The organism is Dyella sp. (assembly GCF_036746095.1).
GTDB lineage: Bacteria > Pseudomonadota > Gammaproteobacteria > Xanthomonadales > Rhodanobacteraceae > Dyella_B.
Window position 1 is genome coordinate 19,193 of sequence record NZ_DAIOEU010000051.1, and the last position, 17,442, is coordinate 36,634.

The following is a 17,442-nucleotide window of genomic DNA, read 5'->3' on the forward strand; positions in this document are numbered from 1 at the left end:
CTCGCCGTTGAACGACTCCCTCCCCTGCATGCAGGGGAGGGAGCTATCGTCAAACCGCTTCGAACACACCCGCCGCACCCATGCCGGTGCCGATACACATGGTCACCATGCCGTACTTCTGCTTGCGACGGCGCAAACCGTGCACCAGCGTCGCCGTACGGACCGCGCCGGTGGCGCCCAGCGGATGGCCCAGCGCAATGGCGCCGCCCAGGGGATTCACTTTGGATTGATCCAGGGCGAGATCGCCGATCACCGCCAGCGCCTGCGCGGCGAAGGCTTCGTTCAGTTCGATCCAGTCCAGTTGATCCTGCGTGATGCCGGTCTGCTTGAGCGCCTTCGGAATGGCTTCCTTCGGGCCAATGCCCATGATCTCAGGGCGCACGCCAGCCACTGAGTAGCCGACGAAACGGGCGAGCGGCGTGAGGCCGTAGTCCTTGATCGCCTGCTCGCTGGCCAGCAGCACGGCGGCCGCGCCATCCGAGGTCTGCGAAGAGTTGCCGGCCGTCACGCTGCCGCCGAACTGGCCGTTGCGGAACACCGTCTTGAGCTTGCCCAGCACGTCCGGCGTACTGCCGGCGCGGGGGCCTTCATCGGTGTCGATCACGCGACTGTCGGTCTTGATGCCGCGGGTGGCGAGATCGGGGTAGTGGTCGTCCAGCTGGAACGGGGTGATCTCATCCTTGAACTCGCCGGCCTTGATCGCAGCCAGGGCCCGGTCATGGCTTTGCGCGGCGAAGGCATCCTGCGCTTCGCGCGAGACCTTCCACTGCTTGGCGACGTTTTCGGCGGTGATGCCCATGCCGTAGGCGATGCCGATGTGTTCGTTGTCGAAGATGGACGGATTCATCGCCACCTTATGGCCCATCATCGGCACCATGCTCATGCTTTCGGTACCGGCGGCGATCATCAGATCGGCTTCACCGAGACGGATGCGGTCAGCTGCCATCGCCACGGCTTGCAGGCCGGATGAGCAGAAACGGTTGACGGTGACCCCCGGTACGGTATCGGGCAGGCCGGCCAGCAGCAGGCCGATGCGCGCCACGTTCATGCCTTGCTCGGCTTCGGGCATGGCGCAACCGACGATCACGTCGCCGATGCGATGCGGATCGATACCCGGCGCCTGCGCCATCACGGCGCGGATCACGTGGGCGAGCAGGTCGTCCGGGCGGGTGTTGCGGAATACGCCGCGCGGCGCCTTGCCGACCGGGGTGCGGGTGGCGGCGACGATGTAGGCGTCTTGCACTTGCTTGGTCATGGTGTTTGCTCCGTGGCGTCGCGCGGATCGCGGCGACGCGCGTTGGTTTCTTTGCCGTCATCCCGGCAAAAGCCGGGACCCAGTGTCTTTGTGGTGATGCGTGCGAAGTCGCTAGGCCCCAGCCTTCGCCGGGGCGACGGTTCAATTTCTCAGCGGCTTGCCGGTCGTCATCGTGTGCGCAATACGCGCCTGCGTTTTCTCCGTCTGCGCCAGCTCCACGAAGTGCTTGCGCTCCAGCTCCAGCAACCACGCTTCGTCCACCAGCGAGCCGCGCTCGATCGCGCCGCCGCACAATGTGTCGGCGATGCGCGTGGCGATGGCCACGTCGTGTTCGGATGCGAAATAACCGGCTTGCAGGTTGGCGAGCGATGCCTTGAACGTGGCGGTGCCGACGTCGCCGGCCACCGGGATGTTGCGGGCGTACAACGGCGGGCGATAACCGCTCTCGGCGAGCGAGCTGGCCACCTGCTTGGCGACATACAGCAGTTCGTAGGCGTTGAACACGACCACGTCGCTATCGCGCAGCAGGCCAAGCTGCTTGGCTTCCAGTGCGCTGCCGGAGACTTTCGCCATCGCCACCGTCTCGAACACTTTCTTCAATGCTTCGAACGGATCGCTGGGATTGCTCTGTGCTGCGCGAATGGCCAGCTCGTGCAAACCGCCACCGGCCGGCAGCAAGCCGACGCCGGCTTCGACCAGGCCGATGTAGCTTTCCAACGCGGCCACGGTGCGCGCCGAATGCATCTGGAATTCGCAGCCGCCACCCAGGCACAGGCCGCGTACGGCCGACACCACCGGCACCAGCGCATGCTTGATGCGCATGCTGGTGCGCTGGAAGTTGGCCACCATGGCATCGAATTCCTTGACCTTGCCGGCTTGCAGCAGGCTCAGCGCGCCCTTCAGGTCCGCGCCGGCCGAGAACGGCTCGCTCGTCTGCCAGATCACCACGGCCTTGAGCTTTTCTTCTGCCACGCCGATCGCGTACTGAATGCCGTCGAGCACCTGATCGTTGACCGTGTTCATCTTGGTCTTGAACGAGATGATGCCGACGTTGTCGTCACCCAGTGTCCACAGGCGGATGCCGTCGTTTTCCCACACGGTGCTGCCGTGGTCGAATTTCTCGCCGAGGATCGCATCGGGGAACAGCTGGCGTTTGTACACGGCATGCTGCGAGCGCGGCTTGTCGGCATTGGCAGCGGCTGAGAACGAGCCGTTCTTGCCATGCACGCCGTTGCGGCCGTCCGTCACCCACTTCGGCAGCGGCGCCTTGCTCATCGCCTTGCCCGCGTCGATGTCCTCCTGGATCCACTGCGCCACCTGCTGCCAGCCGGCGGCCTGCCAGGTTTCGAACGGGCCAAGCTTCCAGCCGTAGCCCCAGCGGATGGCGAAGTCGACGTCGCGTGCGGTGTCGGCGATATCGGCCAGGTGATAGGCGGTGTAATGGAACAGGTCGCGGAACGTGGCCCACAGGAATTGAGCTTGCGGATCACTGGAGGCGCGCAGCTTGCTGAATTTCTCAGCCGGATCCTTGATGGTGAGGATGGCGGACACCTCATCCGACGCTTTCTGTTCGGATGGGCGGTAGTCGCGCTTGGCAACGTCCAGCACCACGATGTCCTTGCCGGCCTTGCGATAGAACCCGGCACCGGCTTTCTGGCCCAGCGCGCCTTGCTCGATCAGTCCCCTCAACCACGCGGGCGCTTTGAAGTATTCATGCCAGGGATCATCAGCCAGCGTATCGGCCATGGTCTTGATCACGTGAGCCATGGTGTCCAGGCCCACCACGTCGGCGGTGCGGTAGGTGGCGCTCTTCGGGCGTCCGATGGCCGGGCCGGTCAGCGCGTCCACCGTGTCGAAGCCGAGTTTGAACTGCTCGGTGTGATGCATGGTCGCCAGCATCGAGAACACGCCGATACGGTTGCCGATGAAGTTGGGCGTGTCCTTCGCGTAGATCACACCCTTGCCGACGGTGGTGGTCAGGAAAGCTTCCAGGCCTTCGAGCACGCTGGCGTCGGTGAGCTTGGTGGGGACCAATTCCACCAAGTGCATGTAGCGCGGCGGATTGAAGAAGTGCACACCGGTGAAGCGATGACGCAATTCTTCCGGCAGCGCTTCGGCCAGGCCGTTGATGGAGAGGCCCGAGGTATTGCTGGCCAGGATGGCGGTGGGCGATACGTGCGGCGCGATCTTCTTGTAGAGATCCAGCTTCCAATCCATCCGTTCGGCGATCGCCTCGATCACCAGGTCGACGTCCTTCAGCTTGTCGAGGTCTGTCTCGTAGTTGGCCGGAATGATGGCAGCTGCACGGTTGCCGTCGGCCAGCGGGGCGGGCGAGAGCTTCTTCAGGTTCTCGATCGCCCTGAGGGCGATGCCGCTCTTGGGGCCTTCCTTGGCGGGCAGGTCGAACAGCACGGTTTCGACGTCGGCGTTGGTCAGGTGCGCGGCGATCTGCGCGCCCATGACGCCGGCGCCGAGCACCGCGGCCTTGCGGATGCGTAGCGCGGACTTCGTGAGGGATGGAGCGGTCATTGGCTTCTCCGTGGTACGAATGCGTAGCGAGGTAAGAAAGAAGGTGTGGAAGGCGCGCGGCCTCCCGATGAGAGGAAATTCAGGGCGCGCGCAGGCCCGAGGCGGCGAAGCGGATCAGGTGCTCGGCCGTCTGTTCGCGATGGGTGGTTTCGCTGACGTCGCTCTTGCGCTGGATGATGCCGAAGCCGGACATGGCGTGAGTCAGGGCGCCGGTCACCAGATCGATGCGCCAGTACAGCTCCTCCTTGCTTAAGTCCGGCAGCAGGCGGGCGAATTCGCCGGTGAACTGCCGCATCACATGGCCATAGTTCTCGGACAGGAACTTGCGCAGGTCATCGTCGTGTTCGGCGAAGGCGCGGGCCAGCACGCGCATGAACAGGCCGCCGCCACCGTCGTGGGAAAGGTCCAGGGCAGGGCGGATGAAGGCGGCCAGCACGTCTTCCAGTGTCGTCTCCGGCTGGCCCGATATCTGCTTCAGGGCGGCCAGGCGACGGGCATTGAGCTGGTCCAGGCGGCGCTTGAAAACCTGCTCGACGAGGTGGTCCTTGGAACCGAAGTGGTAATTCACCGCGGCGAGGTTCACGCCCGCCGCGGCAGTGAGCTGTCGAAGCGAGGCGCCTTCGAAGCCGCGCTGGGCGAACAGCGCTTCGGCCGCGGTCAGGATGCGTTCCTTCGTAGAAGCAGAACTGTTCACGGGCACACGCCTGTCGAGTAGTTCAAACGATCGTTTGAGGATACGCGTGGCGCCCTGGAGCAGTCAAACAGTCGTTTGCACGGCGCTCGGAGCGGGGTTGCTTATGGGCTAGAATCTGTCAAACTTTCGTGAGCTAAATCCGCATTCCGATACGAATTTAGTTCTATCTTTCCTTCTGACGCTGTCCTGTCAGACCGCCCATCCAATTAGTCCGCATAACCGGAGCAGACCGCATGGCGCTGGAGCGCACCCTTTCCATCATCAAACCCGATGCCGTTGCCAAGAATGTTGTCGGTGAAATCTATGCACGCTTCGAGAAGGCGGGCCTGAAAGTCGTTGCGGCAAAGATGAAGCATCTTTCGCGCAAGGAAGCAGAAGGTTTCTACGCTGTGCATCGCGAGCGTCCCTTCTTCAACGCACTGGTGGAATTCATGATCTCCGGCCCGGTGATGATCCAGGTGCTGCAGGGTGAGAATGCTGTTCTCAAGCATCGCGAACTGATGGGCGCGACCAATCCGAAGGAAGCCGCCAAGGGCACGATTCGCGCTGATTTCGCCGACTCGATCGATGCCAATGCCGTGCATGGTTCGGATGCTGCGGAAACCGCTGCAGTCGAGATCGCTTATTTCTTCGCTACAACCGAAGTGTTTCCGCGCTAACGAATAACGCAAGTGAACCAGGTGGAAAAAGTCAATCTGCTCGATTTCGATCGCCAAGGGCTGCGTGAATTTTTCGCGCAGCTCGGCGAGAAGCCGTATCGCGCCGAGCAGGTGATGAAATGGATCTATCACCGCCTGGAAGACAACTTCGAAAACATGACCGACGTGGGCAAGGCGCTGCGCGCCAAGCTTGAGGCCACGTGCTACGTCGGTCCGCCCAGGACGCTGTTCGACAAAGGCGCTGCCGACGGCACGCACAAATGGCTGCTGGGCATGGACGGTGGCAATGCCGTCGAAGCGGTCTACATCCCCGAACCCACCCGCGGCACGCTGTGCGTGTCTTCGCAAGTGGGTTGCGGCTTGAACTGCCAGTTCTGTTCCACCGCCACGCAGGGCTTCAACCGCAACCTCGCCACGTCCGAAGTCATCGGGCAGATGTGGGTGGCTGCTAAGCATCTGGGCAACGTCACGCACCAGAACCGCCGCATCACCAACGTGGTGATGATGGGCATGGGCGAGCCGCTGTTGAATTTCGACAACGTCGTGAAGGCGATGAGCCTGATGCGCGACGACCTTGGCTTCGGCCTTGCTTCCAAGCGCGTGACGCTGTCGACAGCCGGCCTGGTGCCGATGATCGACAAGCTTTCCGAAAGCATCGACGTATCGCTGGCGGTATCGCTGCATGCGGCCAACGATGAGCTGCGCACGGAATTGGTCCCGCTCAACAAGCGTTTTCCGATTGCCGAGCTGGTGGCCGCGTGCCAGCGCTGGATCGATCGCAAGCCGCGCACTTCCATCACGTTCGAATACACCTTGATGAAAGGCGTAAACGACCAGCCGGAGCATGCGCGCCAGCTGATCAAGTTCATGCGCAAGCTGCCGACCTGCAAGGTCAATCTGATTCCGTTCAACCCGTTCCCGGGCACGCGCTTCGAGCGCTCCGAGCCGGACGTCATTCGCGCATTCCAGACCCAACTGCTCAACGCAAACATTCTGACCATGCTGCGTCGTACGCGCGGCGACGACATCGACGCAGCCTGCGGCCAGCTGAAAGGGCAAGTGCTCGATCGCACGCGTCGCCAGGCCGAATTCCGCAAGCGTCTGGACGAGGGGACTGCCCATGCGGCGTAATCGCATCATCTTGCTCGGTATCTGCCTGGCAGCGCTGCTGGCGGGCTGTCACCGATCGATGACGCAGCCAACCCCGCCGCCCGAGCCTACGTTACCCAAGCAGACCAAGGCGGAAAAAGCGCAAAGCGCGGCCGATGTGCATACGCGCCTGGCCCAGCACTACATCGAGATCGGCAATCTCCAGGGCGCGCTGGAAAAAGTGAAGATCGCGGTCCAGGACGATCCCACCTTCGTGCCGGCGCAGACCGTGATGGCGTACATCTACGAACGCATCAACGATGTGCCGAATGCGGAGGCGCATTACCGCCGCGCGCAGGCATTGCAGCCCGACAAAGGCGATACCAACAACAACCTGGGCCAGTTCCTGTGCCGTATCGGCAAGGGGCAGGATGCCATGCAGTATTTCACCAAGGCGCTTGCCGATCCGTTCTACAAGACGCCGGACGTGGCGCTCGCCAACCAGGGCATCTGCCAGCTGCAGATGGGTGATCAAGCCGGCGCCGAAACGAACCTGCGCCGGGCGGTGCAGATCAATCCGAAGAATGCCAATGCTTTGTTGCAGCTGGCGCATGTGCTTTATCTCAAGCAGGCCTACTTCGACGCCAGTGCATTCCTGCAGCGTCTGGACGCCATGGGGCAATTCAATGCCGACTCGTTGAAGCTCGGCTACGACATCGAATCTCACTTGGGTAACAGGGATGCTGCCCAGAACTACAGCAAACGGCTGCTTAGCCAGTTCCCGGATTCGGAACAGGCACGTGCCCTCAATTCATCCGTACACCCATGATTTCCGAGCAGTCCAATCCGGCAGCGCATGAGGAGACTCATTCCGAAACGCCCGCCACGGCCGCAGCGAACATGGAACAGAACGCTGCCGAATTCCGCTTCAACGAAATGCCTGGTTTTGGTTCGCGGCTGCGTGCAGTGCGCGAAGCGCGTGGTCTGGATCTGGAATCCTGCGGCCATGCCCTGCATTTGCCGGTGCGCGTGCTGAGCCAGCTGGAAAGCAACGACTTCAGCGGCATCGACTATCAGGTATACCTGGGCGGCTATCTGCGCACTTACGGGCGCTATCTCGAAATCGACGAAAGCGAGATCGAGGCGGCTGTCGCCAAGCTCAAGCCGGCACAGCCGAAGCTGGTATCCACCGGTGGCGTGTCGCATTCGCGCTATCTGCTGGACCAGTACGCCAAGGCCGCCACCTACGTCGTGCTGACGCTGGTGATCGCGGTGCCCACGGTATGGCTAGGCATGCGCGGTACGCTTTCGCGCGACATGAGTCACCTGTCGCCGCTCGATGCCGCGCCGGTGGCGCAGCAGGATGCACCGCCACCAGCCGCGCCGGCAGCTGCCAGCAGCGTGGCGAAGGTACTGCCAGGCAACATGGCCGTGGCACAGGCTCCCGCCGCCGTAGCGCCCGCGATGGCCGCTTCCGCCCCGAACCCGGCGGCCGCGCAACAGCCGTTGCTGGCATCCATGGTGCCCATGCCCAATCTCGACAACGAACCGGCCACGACGGCACCCGCCGTTGGCAATGCGCCGGAAGCTGCGGTCGGCAGTGGAGCGCATAGCCTGACGCTCAGCCTGACCAACGCAAGCTGGGTCGAAGTGATCAGCAAGGACGGCACGCGGCTGGAATACGGCTTGCTGCCGGCAGGCTCCACCAAGACCTATCACAGCGATCAGCCGCTGGAAGTGCGCATCGGCAACGCCAACGGCGCGCAGGTGACCGTGGATGGCCAGCCGATGACGCTCGACGCCTATCGCCGCGCCAATATCGCGCATTTCCGCGTCGACATTCAGGACGGCAAGGCAACGCCTGCCGGTGCTTGAAAGGGCGGGGCGCTAGCCCTCGCCCCCCTTCGATCGGTTATGCTTGCGCATTGTCCGCCCGCCGGGCGGCCAATGCCGCCGTCGTTGGATAGCGGCGGCTACAGAACGCCTTTTCCACGCCTTCCGGCGTTACCTCGCGATACGGTGATTGCATGGCATTCAATGCTTACGACGACTACGAACAGAGCGAACGCGTACAAAAGTGGCTGCGGCAGAATGGCCTGTCGATCGCTGTGGGTGTCGTCATTGGCTTGATCGCCATTTTTGGTTACCAGCAATGGCGCAACCATCAGGCGGGGCACCAGCTGCAGGCATCTGGTCTTTACCAGCAATTGCAAGGCGTGCTCGACACGGGTAACACCAATGCCGTCGACGTGATCATCCAGCAGTTGATGAAGGATTACTCTGATACGCCTTACGCGCTGTTCGCCGTGAGCGATCGTGCGCGCCGCCAGGCCGAAGACAAGCAGTTCGACAAAGCACTCGATTCGCTTGCCTGGGCAGAGCAGCACGCCCCCAGTCCGGAGCTGAAGGCGCTGGTGGAATTGCGCATCGCACACGTGCAGATGGCCAAGGGCAATGCCCAGGAAGCCCTCAATGCGCTGGATCGCATGCCACCCAACAGCTACGCCATCGAGAGCCAGGAACTACGCGGCGATGCGCTGGTCAAGCTGGGACGGCGCGACGATGCCCGCAAGGCCTACCAGGCGGCAGTGAGCGCGATGGGGTCGAATGTATCCCCGGACAATGAAGTGCAAATGAAAATCGACGATCTGGCCGCGGCCGGGAAGCAGGGTGCATGAAACGTTTTTGGCTGATCGTAGTGACCGGCTCGCTGGTAGCGCTCGCTGGCTGTCATTCCTTCAAGAAAGAAAACATCCAGCCGCCGATGCCGCTGGCCAAAGACTTCAAGCCGACCGTGCAAGTCACGCGGGTTTGGAAAGAGCGCGTGGGCCATGGCGCTGGCGTGAGCGGTGTGCGCATGGAGCCCACCGTCGTGAACGGCGTGCTGTATGCCGCCAGCACGGATGGCGCCATTGCCGCGCTCGATGCCAATACCGGCAAGACCCTCTGGGAAACCAAGAGCCGCACGCATGGCTGGTTTGGTTGGGGCGACAAGAAGCGTAAAGATGCCTTTTATGCGGGCGGCCCGGCAGTGGATGGCGATCTGCTCGCCATCGGCACGCTCGACGGCCATGTGTACGGCCTCAGCTCCAAGGACGGCAGCCAGCGCTGGGTCGCTACGCTGCCATCCGAAGTGATCGATTCGCCCGTGATCAACAATGGGCTCGTGCTGGTTCGCACGCAGGACGGCCGCATCTATGGCCTAGACAGCAGCACCGGCGAGCGCCGCTGGGTGAATGACCAGGGCAGCGTGCCGCTGCTCAGCCTGCGCGGCAACGGTTCGTTGCTCGCCACCAACGGTGTGGTGTTCTTCGGGAGCGACGACGGCAAGCTGATGGCGCTGCGCGAGGACAACGGCGAAAAGCTGTGGGAACAGAAGCTGGCGACGGGCGAAGGCCGTACCGACATCGAGCGCATGAGCGATGCCGATGGCGGTGTCGTGCTCGATGGCAGCACGCTCTACGCTTCGGCATACCACGGCAGCCTCACCGCTGTGGATGGCCCCAGCGGTCGTCCGCTGTGGGCGCGCCCGTTCTCCACCTATACCTCCATGGCACTGGGCGGCAACAGCCTGTTTGGCGTCAACACCGACTCGCAGGTGTGGGCGTTCGACAAGAGCAGCGGCGCCGACATGTGGAAGAACGACGGCCTCAAGTACCGCTGGCTGACGGCGCCGGCAGTGCAGGGCGACTATGTCGTGGTCGGCGACATCGAAGGCTACGTGCATTGGCTGCAGACCGGCGACGGCGCGCTGGCCGGGCGCGAGCGTCTTTCGAAGAAGGCCATCCGCGCGGAGCCGGTGGTGGCCAATGGCCTGGTCTATATCGAAGACGTCGAGGGCCATATCGCCGCCTATCGTCTCGGTGCGAAGTAATCACTGGATGCATGTTTCGTGCTGCCCGTCATCGCCCTGGTCGGTCGTCCCAACGTCGGTAAATCGACCCTCTTCAACGCGCTGACGCGCAGCCGCGACGCCCTGGTGGCCGATATGCCGGGCGTCACGCGCGATCGCCACTATGGGGTTTGCCGTACCGGTCCGAATCCCTTCGTCGTGGTCGACACCGGCGGTTTGTCCGGTGTCGAAGAAGGTCTCGACGCGCTCACTGCACAACAGGTGCGCCTGGCCATCGACGAGGCGCAGGTGCTGGTGTTTGTGGTCGATGCGCGCGATGGTCTCTTGCCGCAGGATCGCAGCATCCTCGATGAGCTGCGCCGCAGCGGCAAACCCATCATTGCCGCGGTCAACAAAACCGATGGCCTGGACGTACAGCACGCTCTGGCCGAGTTTGCCGTATTCGGCATTGCCCAGACGCTTCCCTTGTCCGCTGCGCACAATCGCGGCACGGAAGAGCTGGTCGCCGCAGTGCTGCCCATGTTGGCGAAAGACGCGCATGAAGAACTCGCGCCGGAAGACGAAGGCAGCATCCGCGTCGCCATCGTTGGCCGTCCCAATGCCGGTAAGTCCACGCTCATCAATCGCCTGCTCGGCGAAAACCGGCTGATCGTTTCCGACGTCGCCGGCACCACGCGCGACCCGATCCGCGTGCCGCTGGAACGCGACGGCAAGCGTTACACCTTGATCGACACGGCCGGCGTGCGCCGCAAGTCCAAAGTCGACGAAGGCGTGGAGAAATTCAGCGTCATCAAGACACTGCAATCAATGGCCGCCGCGCAAGTCGTGGTGGTGATGATCGATGCGCGCGAAAACCTTGCCGACCAGGACCTCACCCTGATCGGTCATGCGATCGACGAGGGCAGGGCTCTGGTGATTGCGGTCAACAAGTGGGACGACATGGAACCTTACGCGCGCGAGCAATGCCAGCGCGCGCTCGAACGCCGGCTTGTCTTTGCCGATTGGGCCAAGCAAGTGTTTATCTCTGCCCTGCACGGTTCGGGATTGCGCGAGCTGATGCGCGCGATCGTACGTGCACATACCTCCGCAACACGCGAGCTTACTTCTTCCGATCTCACCCGCACGCTTGAGCGTGCCTATCAGGGCTATCAGCCGCCGCTGGTACGCGGGCATGCACCGAAGCTGCGCTTTGCGCATCCTGGCGGCAGCAACCCGCCGACCATCGTGATCCACGGCAGCCGTACCAAGCACATCGCACCGGCCTATCGCCGTTATCTGGAAAACTTCTTCCGCCAGCGCTACAAACTGGAAGGCACGCCGATCCGCATTGATTTCCGCGATGGCGAGAATCCTTTTGCGGGCAAGCGCAACGTGCTGACCGAAGGACAGCAGCGCAAGCGCCAGCGGATGATCCGCGAGATGAAGCGGCGCAAGAAGTAAGCCCGAAACTGCCTATTCGTAGACCGGATCGACATCTCAGCTGTCGTTCGGATGCCAATGACGGGTTCATCCCAGCCTTCGGAGCGTCCGCGGGCGACGCTGGCTTGCGACGAGCTAGACTATTCGCATGAGCACCCTCGACCGCGAATCCTGGCTTGCCGAGCTACGCCAACGCGTACCCGAGCTTTCTCCTGCCGAAGCCCTGCGCAAACAGGCCCAAGGGGCCTTGCTGATTGACGTGCGCGACGACAACGAACGCGCTACCGGTTCGCCCGTTGGCGCATTGCCTTTGTCACGCAGCTTTCTTGAGCTGCGCATCGAAAGCCAGGAACCCAATCGCGAGCGGGACATACTCACGCTGTGCGGCAGCGGTGTTCGCTCCCTGTTTGCTGCGGAAGCTTTGCAGCGGATGGGTTACCGAAACGTCACCTCGGTGACGGGCGGCTTCGAGCGGTGGAAAAGCGAAGGTTTGCCGATCAGTGCCACACAACTCGATACGGATTCCGCGGAACGTTATTCAAGGCAGCTGCGCTTGCCGCAGCTCGGAGAAGCTGGGCAACACAAACTTGGCCAGGCCAGCATCGTATTGCTGGGAGCCGGCGGCCTCGGCGCACCCGCCGCGCTTTATCTGGCCGCGGCCGGAGTGGGGCGGCTTACGCTGATCGATGACGATCGCGTCGAGCGCTCCAACCTGCATCGCCAGGTCATCCATGCCGACGCACGTGTTGGCATGTCCAAGACCGAATCGGCGCGCATGACCTTGAATGCGCTCAACCCGCGCGTGAGAGTGGACCTGTGTAACGAGCGCCTGCGTGCAGGCAACGTGGAGCAGCTGCTGCGTGGCCACGATCTGGTCATCGACGGCGCGGATAACTTTCCCGCGCGTTATTTGATTGCCGCGGCGACGCGGCGCTTGAACGTGCCGATGGTGTATGGCGCCGTCGAGCGCTTTACCGGCCAGGTTGGCGTCTTCGATCCACGCCGTGAAGATTCGCCGTGCTACCGCTGCCTGTTCCCCGAGCCACCCGACGCAGCCGATGCACCCAATTGCGCGGAAGCCGGCGTGCTCGGCGTACTGCCGGGTATCGTGGGACTGCTGCAAGCGACCGAGGCGTTGAAGCTGATCCTTGGCGTCGGCGAATCGCTGGTTGGCAGGCTGTTGTCTTTTGATGCCTTGGGCATGCGTTTTCGCGAGACGCGCCTGCCGCGCGATCCCGGCTGTCCCGGCTGTGGTGCGGCTGCCGAATTTCACGGCTACGAGGACATCGAGCGGTTCTGCTCAACGGGCTGAGGCGAGCAACGTTTTTGCTATGCCGCAAGATTCTCCCCCGGAGGGGAGAGAAGGCAAGCGCGAAAAGGCAACGTTATTGATGATGCATCTCCTTCGGAGATGCATGGGATAATGCGCACTTCGCCAGCCAGGACCCACCATGAGCGCACGCATACTCGACGGCAAACGCATCGCCCAGGAACTGCTGGAACGCATCGCCAAGCGTGTCAGCGAGCGCAAGGCCCAAGGCAAAGTGGAACCCGGCCTGGCCGTGGTACTGGTTGGCAACGATGCGGCGTCTTCCGTCTACGTGCGCAACAAGCGCAAGGCCTGCCACCAGGTGGGCTTCCGCTCTTTCGACTACGACCTGCCGACCAGTGCCACGCAGGACGAACTGTTTGCGCTGATCGACAAGCTCAATGCCGATCCGGCGATTCACGGCATCCTGGTGCAGTCGCCGTTGCCGGACCACATCGACGAAGACGCGCTGGTCGATCGCATCGATCCCAACAAGGACGTGGATGGCTTCCAGGCCGTCAACGTCGGCCGCCTTGCGTTGCGCCGCTTCGGCTTGCGCCCGTGTACGCCGCGCGGCGTAATGACGCTGTTGGGCCACACCGATCGGCCAGTGCGCGGTCAGCATGCCGTGGTCGTAGGCGTCTCCAACCATGTCGGCCGTCCCTTAGCGTTGGAGCTGTTGATTGCCGGGTGCACCACCACGTGCTGCCATCGTTTTACCCGCGACCTGGAAACCTACGTACGGCAAGCCGACATCCTGGTCGTGGCCGTCGGCAAGCCCGGCTTGGTCAAAGGCGAGTGGGTAAAGCCCGGTGCCGTCGTCGTGGACGTGGGTATCAATCGCCTGGACGACGGACGCCTCGTGGGTGATGTGGAGTTCGCGCCGGCTGCGGAGCGTGCCAGCTGGATTACGCCGGTGCCTGGCGGCGTGGGTCCAATGACTGTAGCCACCTTGATGGAAAACACCCTGGAAGCGGCGGAAGCACGCGACCCCTGAGTCAAGCCGTCTTCGGAGGCTGGATGAAATCCCCGCATTGCCACGCCTGCGCATGCGGGGTTTTCCTCCTGCCCGCATACCCCGCTGGACGACAAAAACCAAAGCAAAACTCGCGCCGAAACTAACTCCCGCGTATAATCCTCTCTTTGCAGCGGGACTTTTCCATGCGCATCCTCGCCGAGGCCCTTACGTACGACGACGTCTACCTCGTCCCGGCCCATTCCCAAGTCTTGCCGCGCGACGTGGACACCTCCACCCGGCTCACGCAGAACCTTCGCCTGAACATCCCCATCGTGTCCGCCGCCATGGACACCGTCACCGAAGCCCGCCTCGCCATCACCATGGCCCAGAACGGCGGCATCGGCATCATCCACAAGAACATGACTGCCGAGCAGCAGGCCGCCGAAGTGCGCCTGGTCAAGAAGTTCGAAGCCGGCGTCATTCGCAGCCCCATTACCGTTACCCCGCACACGTCGATCCGCGACGTGCTCAAGCTCACCCGCGCGCACAACATCTCCGGCGTGCCGGTGGTGGAAGGGGAGCAGCTGGTCGGCATCGTCACCAGCCGCGATCTGCGCTTCGAGCGCAAGCACGATGACCCCGTGCGCAACATCATGACGCGCCAAGAGAAGCTGGTCACCGTACGCGAAGGCGCCAGCCAGGACGACGTACTGCAACTGCTGCACAAGAACCGCATCGAAAAAGTGCTGGTGGTCAACGACGCGTTCCAGCTGCGCGGACTGATCACCGTCAAGGATATCCAGAAAGCCCGCGACAACCCTGACGCCGCCAAGGATGCGCATGAACGTCTGCTCGTCGGCGCCGCCGTCGGCGTCGGTGGCGATACCGAACAGCGCGTCGCCGCCTTGGTCGAAGCCGGCGTGGACGTGATCGTGGTGGATACCGCGCATGGCCATTCGCAGGGCGTGATCGAGCGTGCTGCGTGGGTAAAGAAGAATTTCCCGCAGGTGCAGTTGATCGCCGGCAACATCGTCACCGGCGATGCCGCACTCGCATTGCGCGACGCTGGCGCCGACGCGGTGAAGGTGGGCGTAGGCCCAGGTTCGATTTGCACCACGCGTGTCGTCGCCGGTGTCGGCGTACCGCAGATCACGGCCATCGACATGGTCGCCAGCGCGCTGAAGGACAGCATCCCGCTGATCGCCGATGGTGGCATCCGCTACTCGGGCGATATTCCGAAGGCGCTCGCCGCCGGCGCATCCACCGTCATGCTCGGCTCCATGTTCGCCGGCACCGAAGAATCGCCGGGTGAAGTGGAACTGTTCCAAGGCCGTTCCTACAAGAGCTATCGCGGCATGGGTTCGCTTGGCGCCATGGCGCTGGGTTCCAAGGATCGCTACTTCCAGGAAGAAGCCGACGCCGACAAGCTGGTGCCCGAAGGCATCGAAGGCCGCGTGCCGTACCGCGGTCCGCTGCGCAACATCATCCATCAGTTGATCGGTGGCCTGCGCGCTTCGATGGGTTACCTCGGTGCCGCGACAATCGAGGACGTGCGCAACAAGGCGCAGTTCGTGAAAGTCACCTCGGCCGGCGTCACCGAAGCGCATCCGCACGATATCCAGATCACGAAGGAAGCGCCGAACTATCGGCTCAATTCGTGATTGCCGCTCGTCATTCCGGCGCAGGCCGGAATCCAGTGTGGTACGCGTGCGAAGCACACGACATTGGTTGAGTGCTTGGCGCGACGTGTTTCCACTGGATCCCGGCCTTCGCCGCGATGACGGCGAAGTACTTCCGCCTTCTTCCTGATTCCTCCATTGCGCTGCCATGACCAACATCCACAGCGACAAAATCCTCATCCTCGATTTCGGCGCACAGTACACGCAACTCATCGCGCGACGCATTCGCGAAATCGGCGTCTACTGCGAGATATGGGCGTGGGACCACAACCCCGCCGAGATCGCCGCATTCGGCGCCAAGGGCATCATTCTTTCCGGTGGTCCGGAATCCACCACCGTGCATGGCGCACCGAAAGCGCCGCAGGACGTGTTTGATTCAGGCCTGCCGATCCTCGGCATCTGCTACGGCATGCAGACGCTCGCCGCACAATTGGGCGGTGCCACGGAAGCCGCCGATGCGCGCGAATTCGGTCACGCACGCGTGGATGTGGTTTCGTCTGACAAGCTGCTAAACGGCCTGACGGATCACGACTCCTTCCAGGCGCTGGACGTATGGATGAGCCACGGTGACCACGTCGCCAAGGCGCCGCCCGGTTTCACCATCACCGCCACTACAGACCGCATTCCGGTTGCGGCGATGTCGAACGAAGCCAAGCGCTGGTACGGCGTGCAATTCCATCCGGAAGTGACGCACACCAAGCAAGGCACTGCGCTGCTCAAGCGCTTCGTCACCGACATCTGCGGTTGCCAGACGCTGTGGACCGCAGCGCACATCATCGACGACCAGATCGCCCGCGTGCGCGAACAGGTCGGCAAGGATCACGTGCTGCTCGGCTTATCGGGGGGTGTGGACTCCTCCGTCGTCGCTGCGCTGCTGCATCGCGCGATCGGCGACCAGCTCACGTGCGTCTTCGTCGACACTGGCCTCTTGCGTTGGCAGGAAGGGGACCAGGTCATGGCCACCATGGCCGAACACATGGGCGTCAAGGTCATCCGCGTCAACGCCGCGGAGCGCTACTTCAAGGCACTCGAAGGCGTGGCCGATCCGGAAGCCAAGCGCAAGATCATCGGCCGTCTGTTCGTGGAAATCTTCGACGAGGAGTCGGCCAAAGTCACTGCGAGCGGCAACGGCCAGGTGAAGTGGCTGGCGCAGGGCACCATCTATCCCGACGTGATCGAGTCCGCCGGCAGCAAGACCGGCAAGGCGCACGTCATCAAGAGCCACCACAACGTCGGCGGCCTGCCCGAGCACATGAAGCTCAAGCTGGTCGAACCACTGCGTGAATTGTTCAAGGACGAAGTGCGCCGCATCGGCGTCGAGCTCGGCCTGCCGCGCGAAATGGTCTATCGCCATCCGTTCCCTGGTCCCGGCCTCGGCGTGCGCATCCTGGGCGAAGTAAAGCCGGAGTACGCCGAGTTGCTAGCGCGTGCCGACGCCATCTTTATCGAGGAGCTGCGCAAAGCCGATCTCTACGACAGCGTCAGCCAGGCGTTTGCCGTATTCCTCCCAGTGAAATCAGTGGGCGTAGTGGGCGACGCTCGCGCCTACGAATGGGTGATCGCGCTGCGCGCCGTGGAAACCATTGACTTCATGACCGCGCATTGGGCCGAGTTGCCATACAGCTTCCTTGGCCACGTATCCAACCGCATCATCAATGAAATACGCGGTGTTTCGCGCGTGGTGTACGACATCAGCGGCAAGCCGCCGGCGACGATCGAGTGGGAATGAGTTCGCGCCACGTAATAGCTGCGTAGTTTGCTGCCGTTCAGGCTGCGCGCCGCAGCAGTGGAGCCTTACCCTCAGACTCGATGCACCCCGTGTCCATGTCCGGCACATGAAGACGAAGTGGGGAAGTTGTTCCCCGGCCCGCAGATCGATACGCCTCAACACTGAGCTTGCCAAGAAGCCGTATGGATGTCTGGAGTGCATCGTGGTGCACGAACTAGGGCGTGTTAACACTACCATCTGAGTCCATCGACGATGAGCGCGAAATGGAC

The 17,442-nt window shown here is 62.8% G+C and carries 15 protein-coding genes; 12 read left to right on the plus strand and 3 right to left on the minus strand.

Annotated features, from left to right (window positions below):
* Positions 1-49 precede the first annotated feature (49 nt).
* The 3 genes from V7M64_RS17270 to V7M64_RS17280 all read right to left on the minus strand — a co-directional run bounded on the left by V7M64_RS17270 (position 50) and on the right by V7M64_RS17280 (position 4,478).
* Positions 50-1,255 carry an acetyl-CoA C-acyltransferase gene (locus V7M64_RS17270; RefSeq protein ID WP_333680807.1) on the minus strand — a complete coding sequence of 402 codons (1,206 nt, stop codon included), beginning with the start codon at positions 1,253-1,255 and terminating at the stop codon, positions 50-52.
* Positions 1,256-1,396: 141 nt separating this feature from the next.
* Positions 1,397-3,784: a 3-hydroxyacyl-CoA dehydrogenase/enoyl-CoA hydratase family protein gene (locus tag V7M64_RS17275; protein WP_333680809.1), complete on the minus strand. Its 2,388-nt coding sequence runs from the start codon at positions 3,782-3,784 to the stop codon at positions 1,397-1,399.
* 79 nt (positions 3,785-3,863) lie between these two features.
* Positions 3,864-4,478 carry a TetR/AcrR family transcriptional regulator gene (locus V7M64_RS17280; protein WP_333680811.1) on the minus strand — a complete coding sequence of 205 codons (615 nt, stop codon included), beginning with the start codon at positions 4,476-4,478 and terminating at the stop codon, positions 3,864-3,866.
* A 233-nt stretch (positions 4,479-4,711) separates the two neighbouring features.
* Here V7M64_RS17280 and ndk point away from each other — a divergent pair, with 233 nt between their 5' ends.
* From ndk to V7M64_RS17340, 12 genes are all read left to right on the plus strand, one after another.
* Positions 4,712-5,137 (plus strand): nucleoside-diphosphate kinase, encoded by a 426-nt coding sequence (gene ndk / locus V7M64_RS17285; RefSeq protein ID WP_333680813.1) that lies wholly within the window; start codon positions 4,712-4,714, stop codon positions 5,135-5,137.
* A 12-nt stretch (positions 5,138-5,149) separates the two neighbouring features.
* Positions 5,150-6,268 (plus strand): 23S rRNA (adenine(2503)-C(2))-methyltransferase RlmN, encoded by a 1,119-nt coding sequence (rlmN, locus tag V7M64_RS17290; RefSeq protein ID WP_333680815.1) that lies wholly within the window; start codon positions 5,150-5,152, stop codon positions 6,266-6,268.
* A complete protein-coding gene (gene pilW / locus V7M64_RS17295; protein WP_333680817.1) occupies positions 6,258-7,055 on the plus strand; it encodes a type IV pilus biogenesis/stability protein PilW in 798 nt (265 codons plus the stop codon). The genes rlmN and pilW overlap by 11 nt, the downstream gene beginning before the upstream one ends.
* A 71-nt stretch (positions 7,056-7,126) precedes the next feature.
* Positions 7,127-8,101, plus strand: a complete 975-nt coding sequence (locus V7M64_RS17300) for a RodZ domain-containing protein (RefSeq protein ID WP_333680818.1) — start codon at positions 7,127-7,129, stop codon at positions 8,099-8,101.
* 152 nt (positions 8,102-8,253) lie between these two features.
* Entirely contained in the window at positions 8,254-8,904 is a 651-nt protein-coding gene (locus V7M64_RS17305) for a tetratricopeptide repeat protein (protein ID WP_333680819.1), read from the plus strand.
* Entirely contained in the window at positions 8,901-10,100 is a 1,200-nt protein-coding gene (bamB, locus tag V7M64_RS17310; RefSeq protein WP_333680820.1) for an outer membrane protein assembly factor BamB, read from the plus strand. Before V7M64_RS17305 ends, bamB begins: the two co-directional genes overlap by 4 nt.
* 18 nt (positions 10,101-10,118) lie before the next feature.
* Complete coding sequence (gene der, locus V7M64_RS17315; RefSeq protein ID WP_333680822.1) at positions 10,119-11,519, plus strand: ribosome biogenesis GTPase Der; 1,401 nt, start codon at positions 10,119-10,121, stop codon at positions 11,517-11,519.
* A 127-nt stretch (positions 11,520-11,646) separates the two neighbouring features.
* Positions 11,647-12,810 (plus strand): molybdopterin-synthase adenylyltransferase MoeB, encoded by a 1,164-nt coding sequence (gene moeB, locus V7M64_RS17320; protein ID WP_333680823.1) that lies wholly within the window; start codon positions 11,647-11,649, stop codon positions 12,808-12,810.
* Positions 12,811-12,949: 139 nt separating this feature from the next.
* Positions 12,950-13,804 carry a bifunctional methylenetetrahydrofolate dehydrogenase/methenyltetrahydrofolate cyclohydrolase FolD gene (gene folD, locus V7M64_RS17325; RefSeq protein ID WP_333680824.1) on the plus strand — a complete coding sequence of 285 codons (855 nt, stop codon included), beginning with the start codon at positions 12,950-12,952 and terminating at the stop codon, positions 13,802-13,804.
* 164 nt (positions 13,805-13,968) lie between these two features.
* On the plus strand, positions 13,969-15,426 hold the full coding sequence (guaB, locus tag V7M64_RS17330; RefSeq protein ID WP_333680825.1) for an IMP dehydrogenase: 1,458 nt from the start codon (positions 13,969-13,971) through the stop codon (positions 15,424-15,426).
* A gap of 166 nt (positions 15,427-15,592) precedes the next feature.
* A complete protein-coding gene (guaA, locus tag V7M64_RS17335) occupies positions 15,593-17,173 on the plus strand; it encodes a glutamine-hydrolyzing GMP synthase (protein ID WP_333680827.1) in 1,581 nt (526 codons plus the stop codon).
* Positions 17,100-17,414 (plus strand): M48 family metallopeptidase, encoded by a 315-nt coding sequence (locus tag V7M64_RS17340; protein WP_333680828.1) that lies wholly within the window; start codon positions 17,100-17,102, stop codon positions 17,412-17,414. The genes guaA and V7M64_RS17340 overlap by 74 nt, the downstream gene beginning before the upstream one ends.
* Positions 17,415-17,442 lie beyond the last annotated feature (28 nt).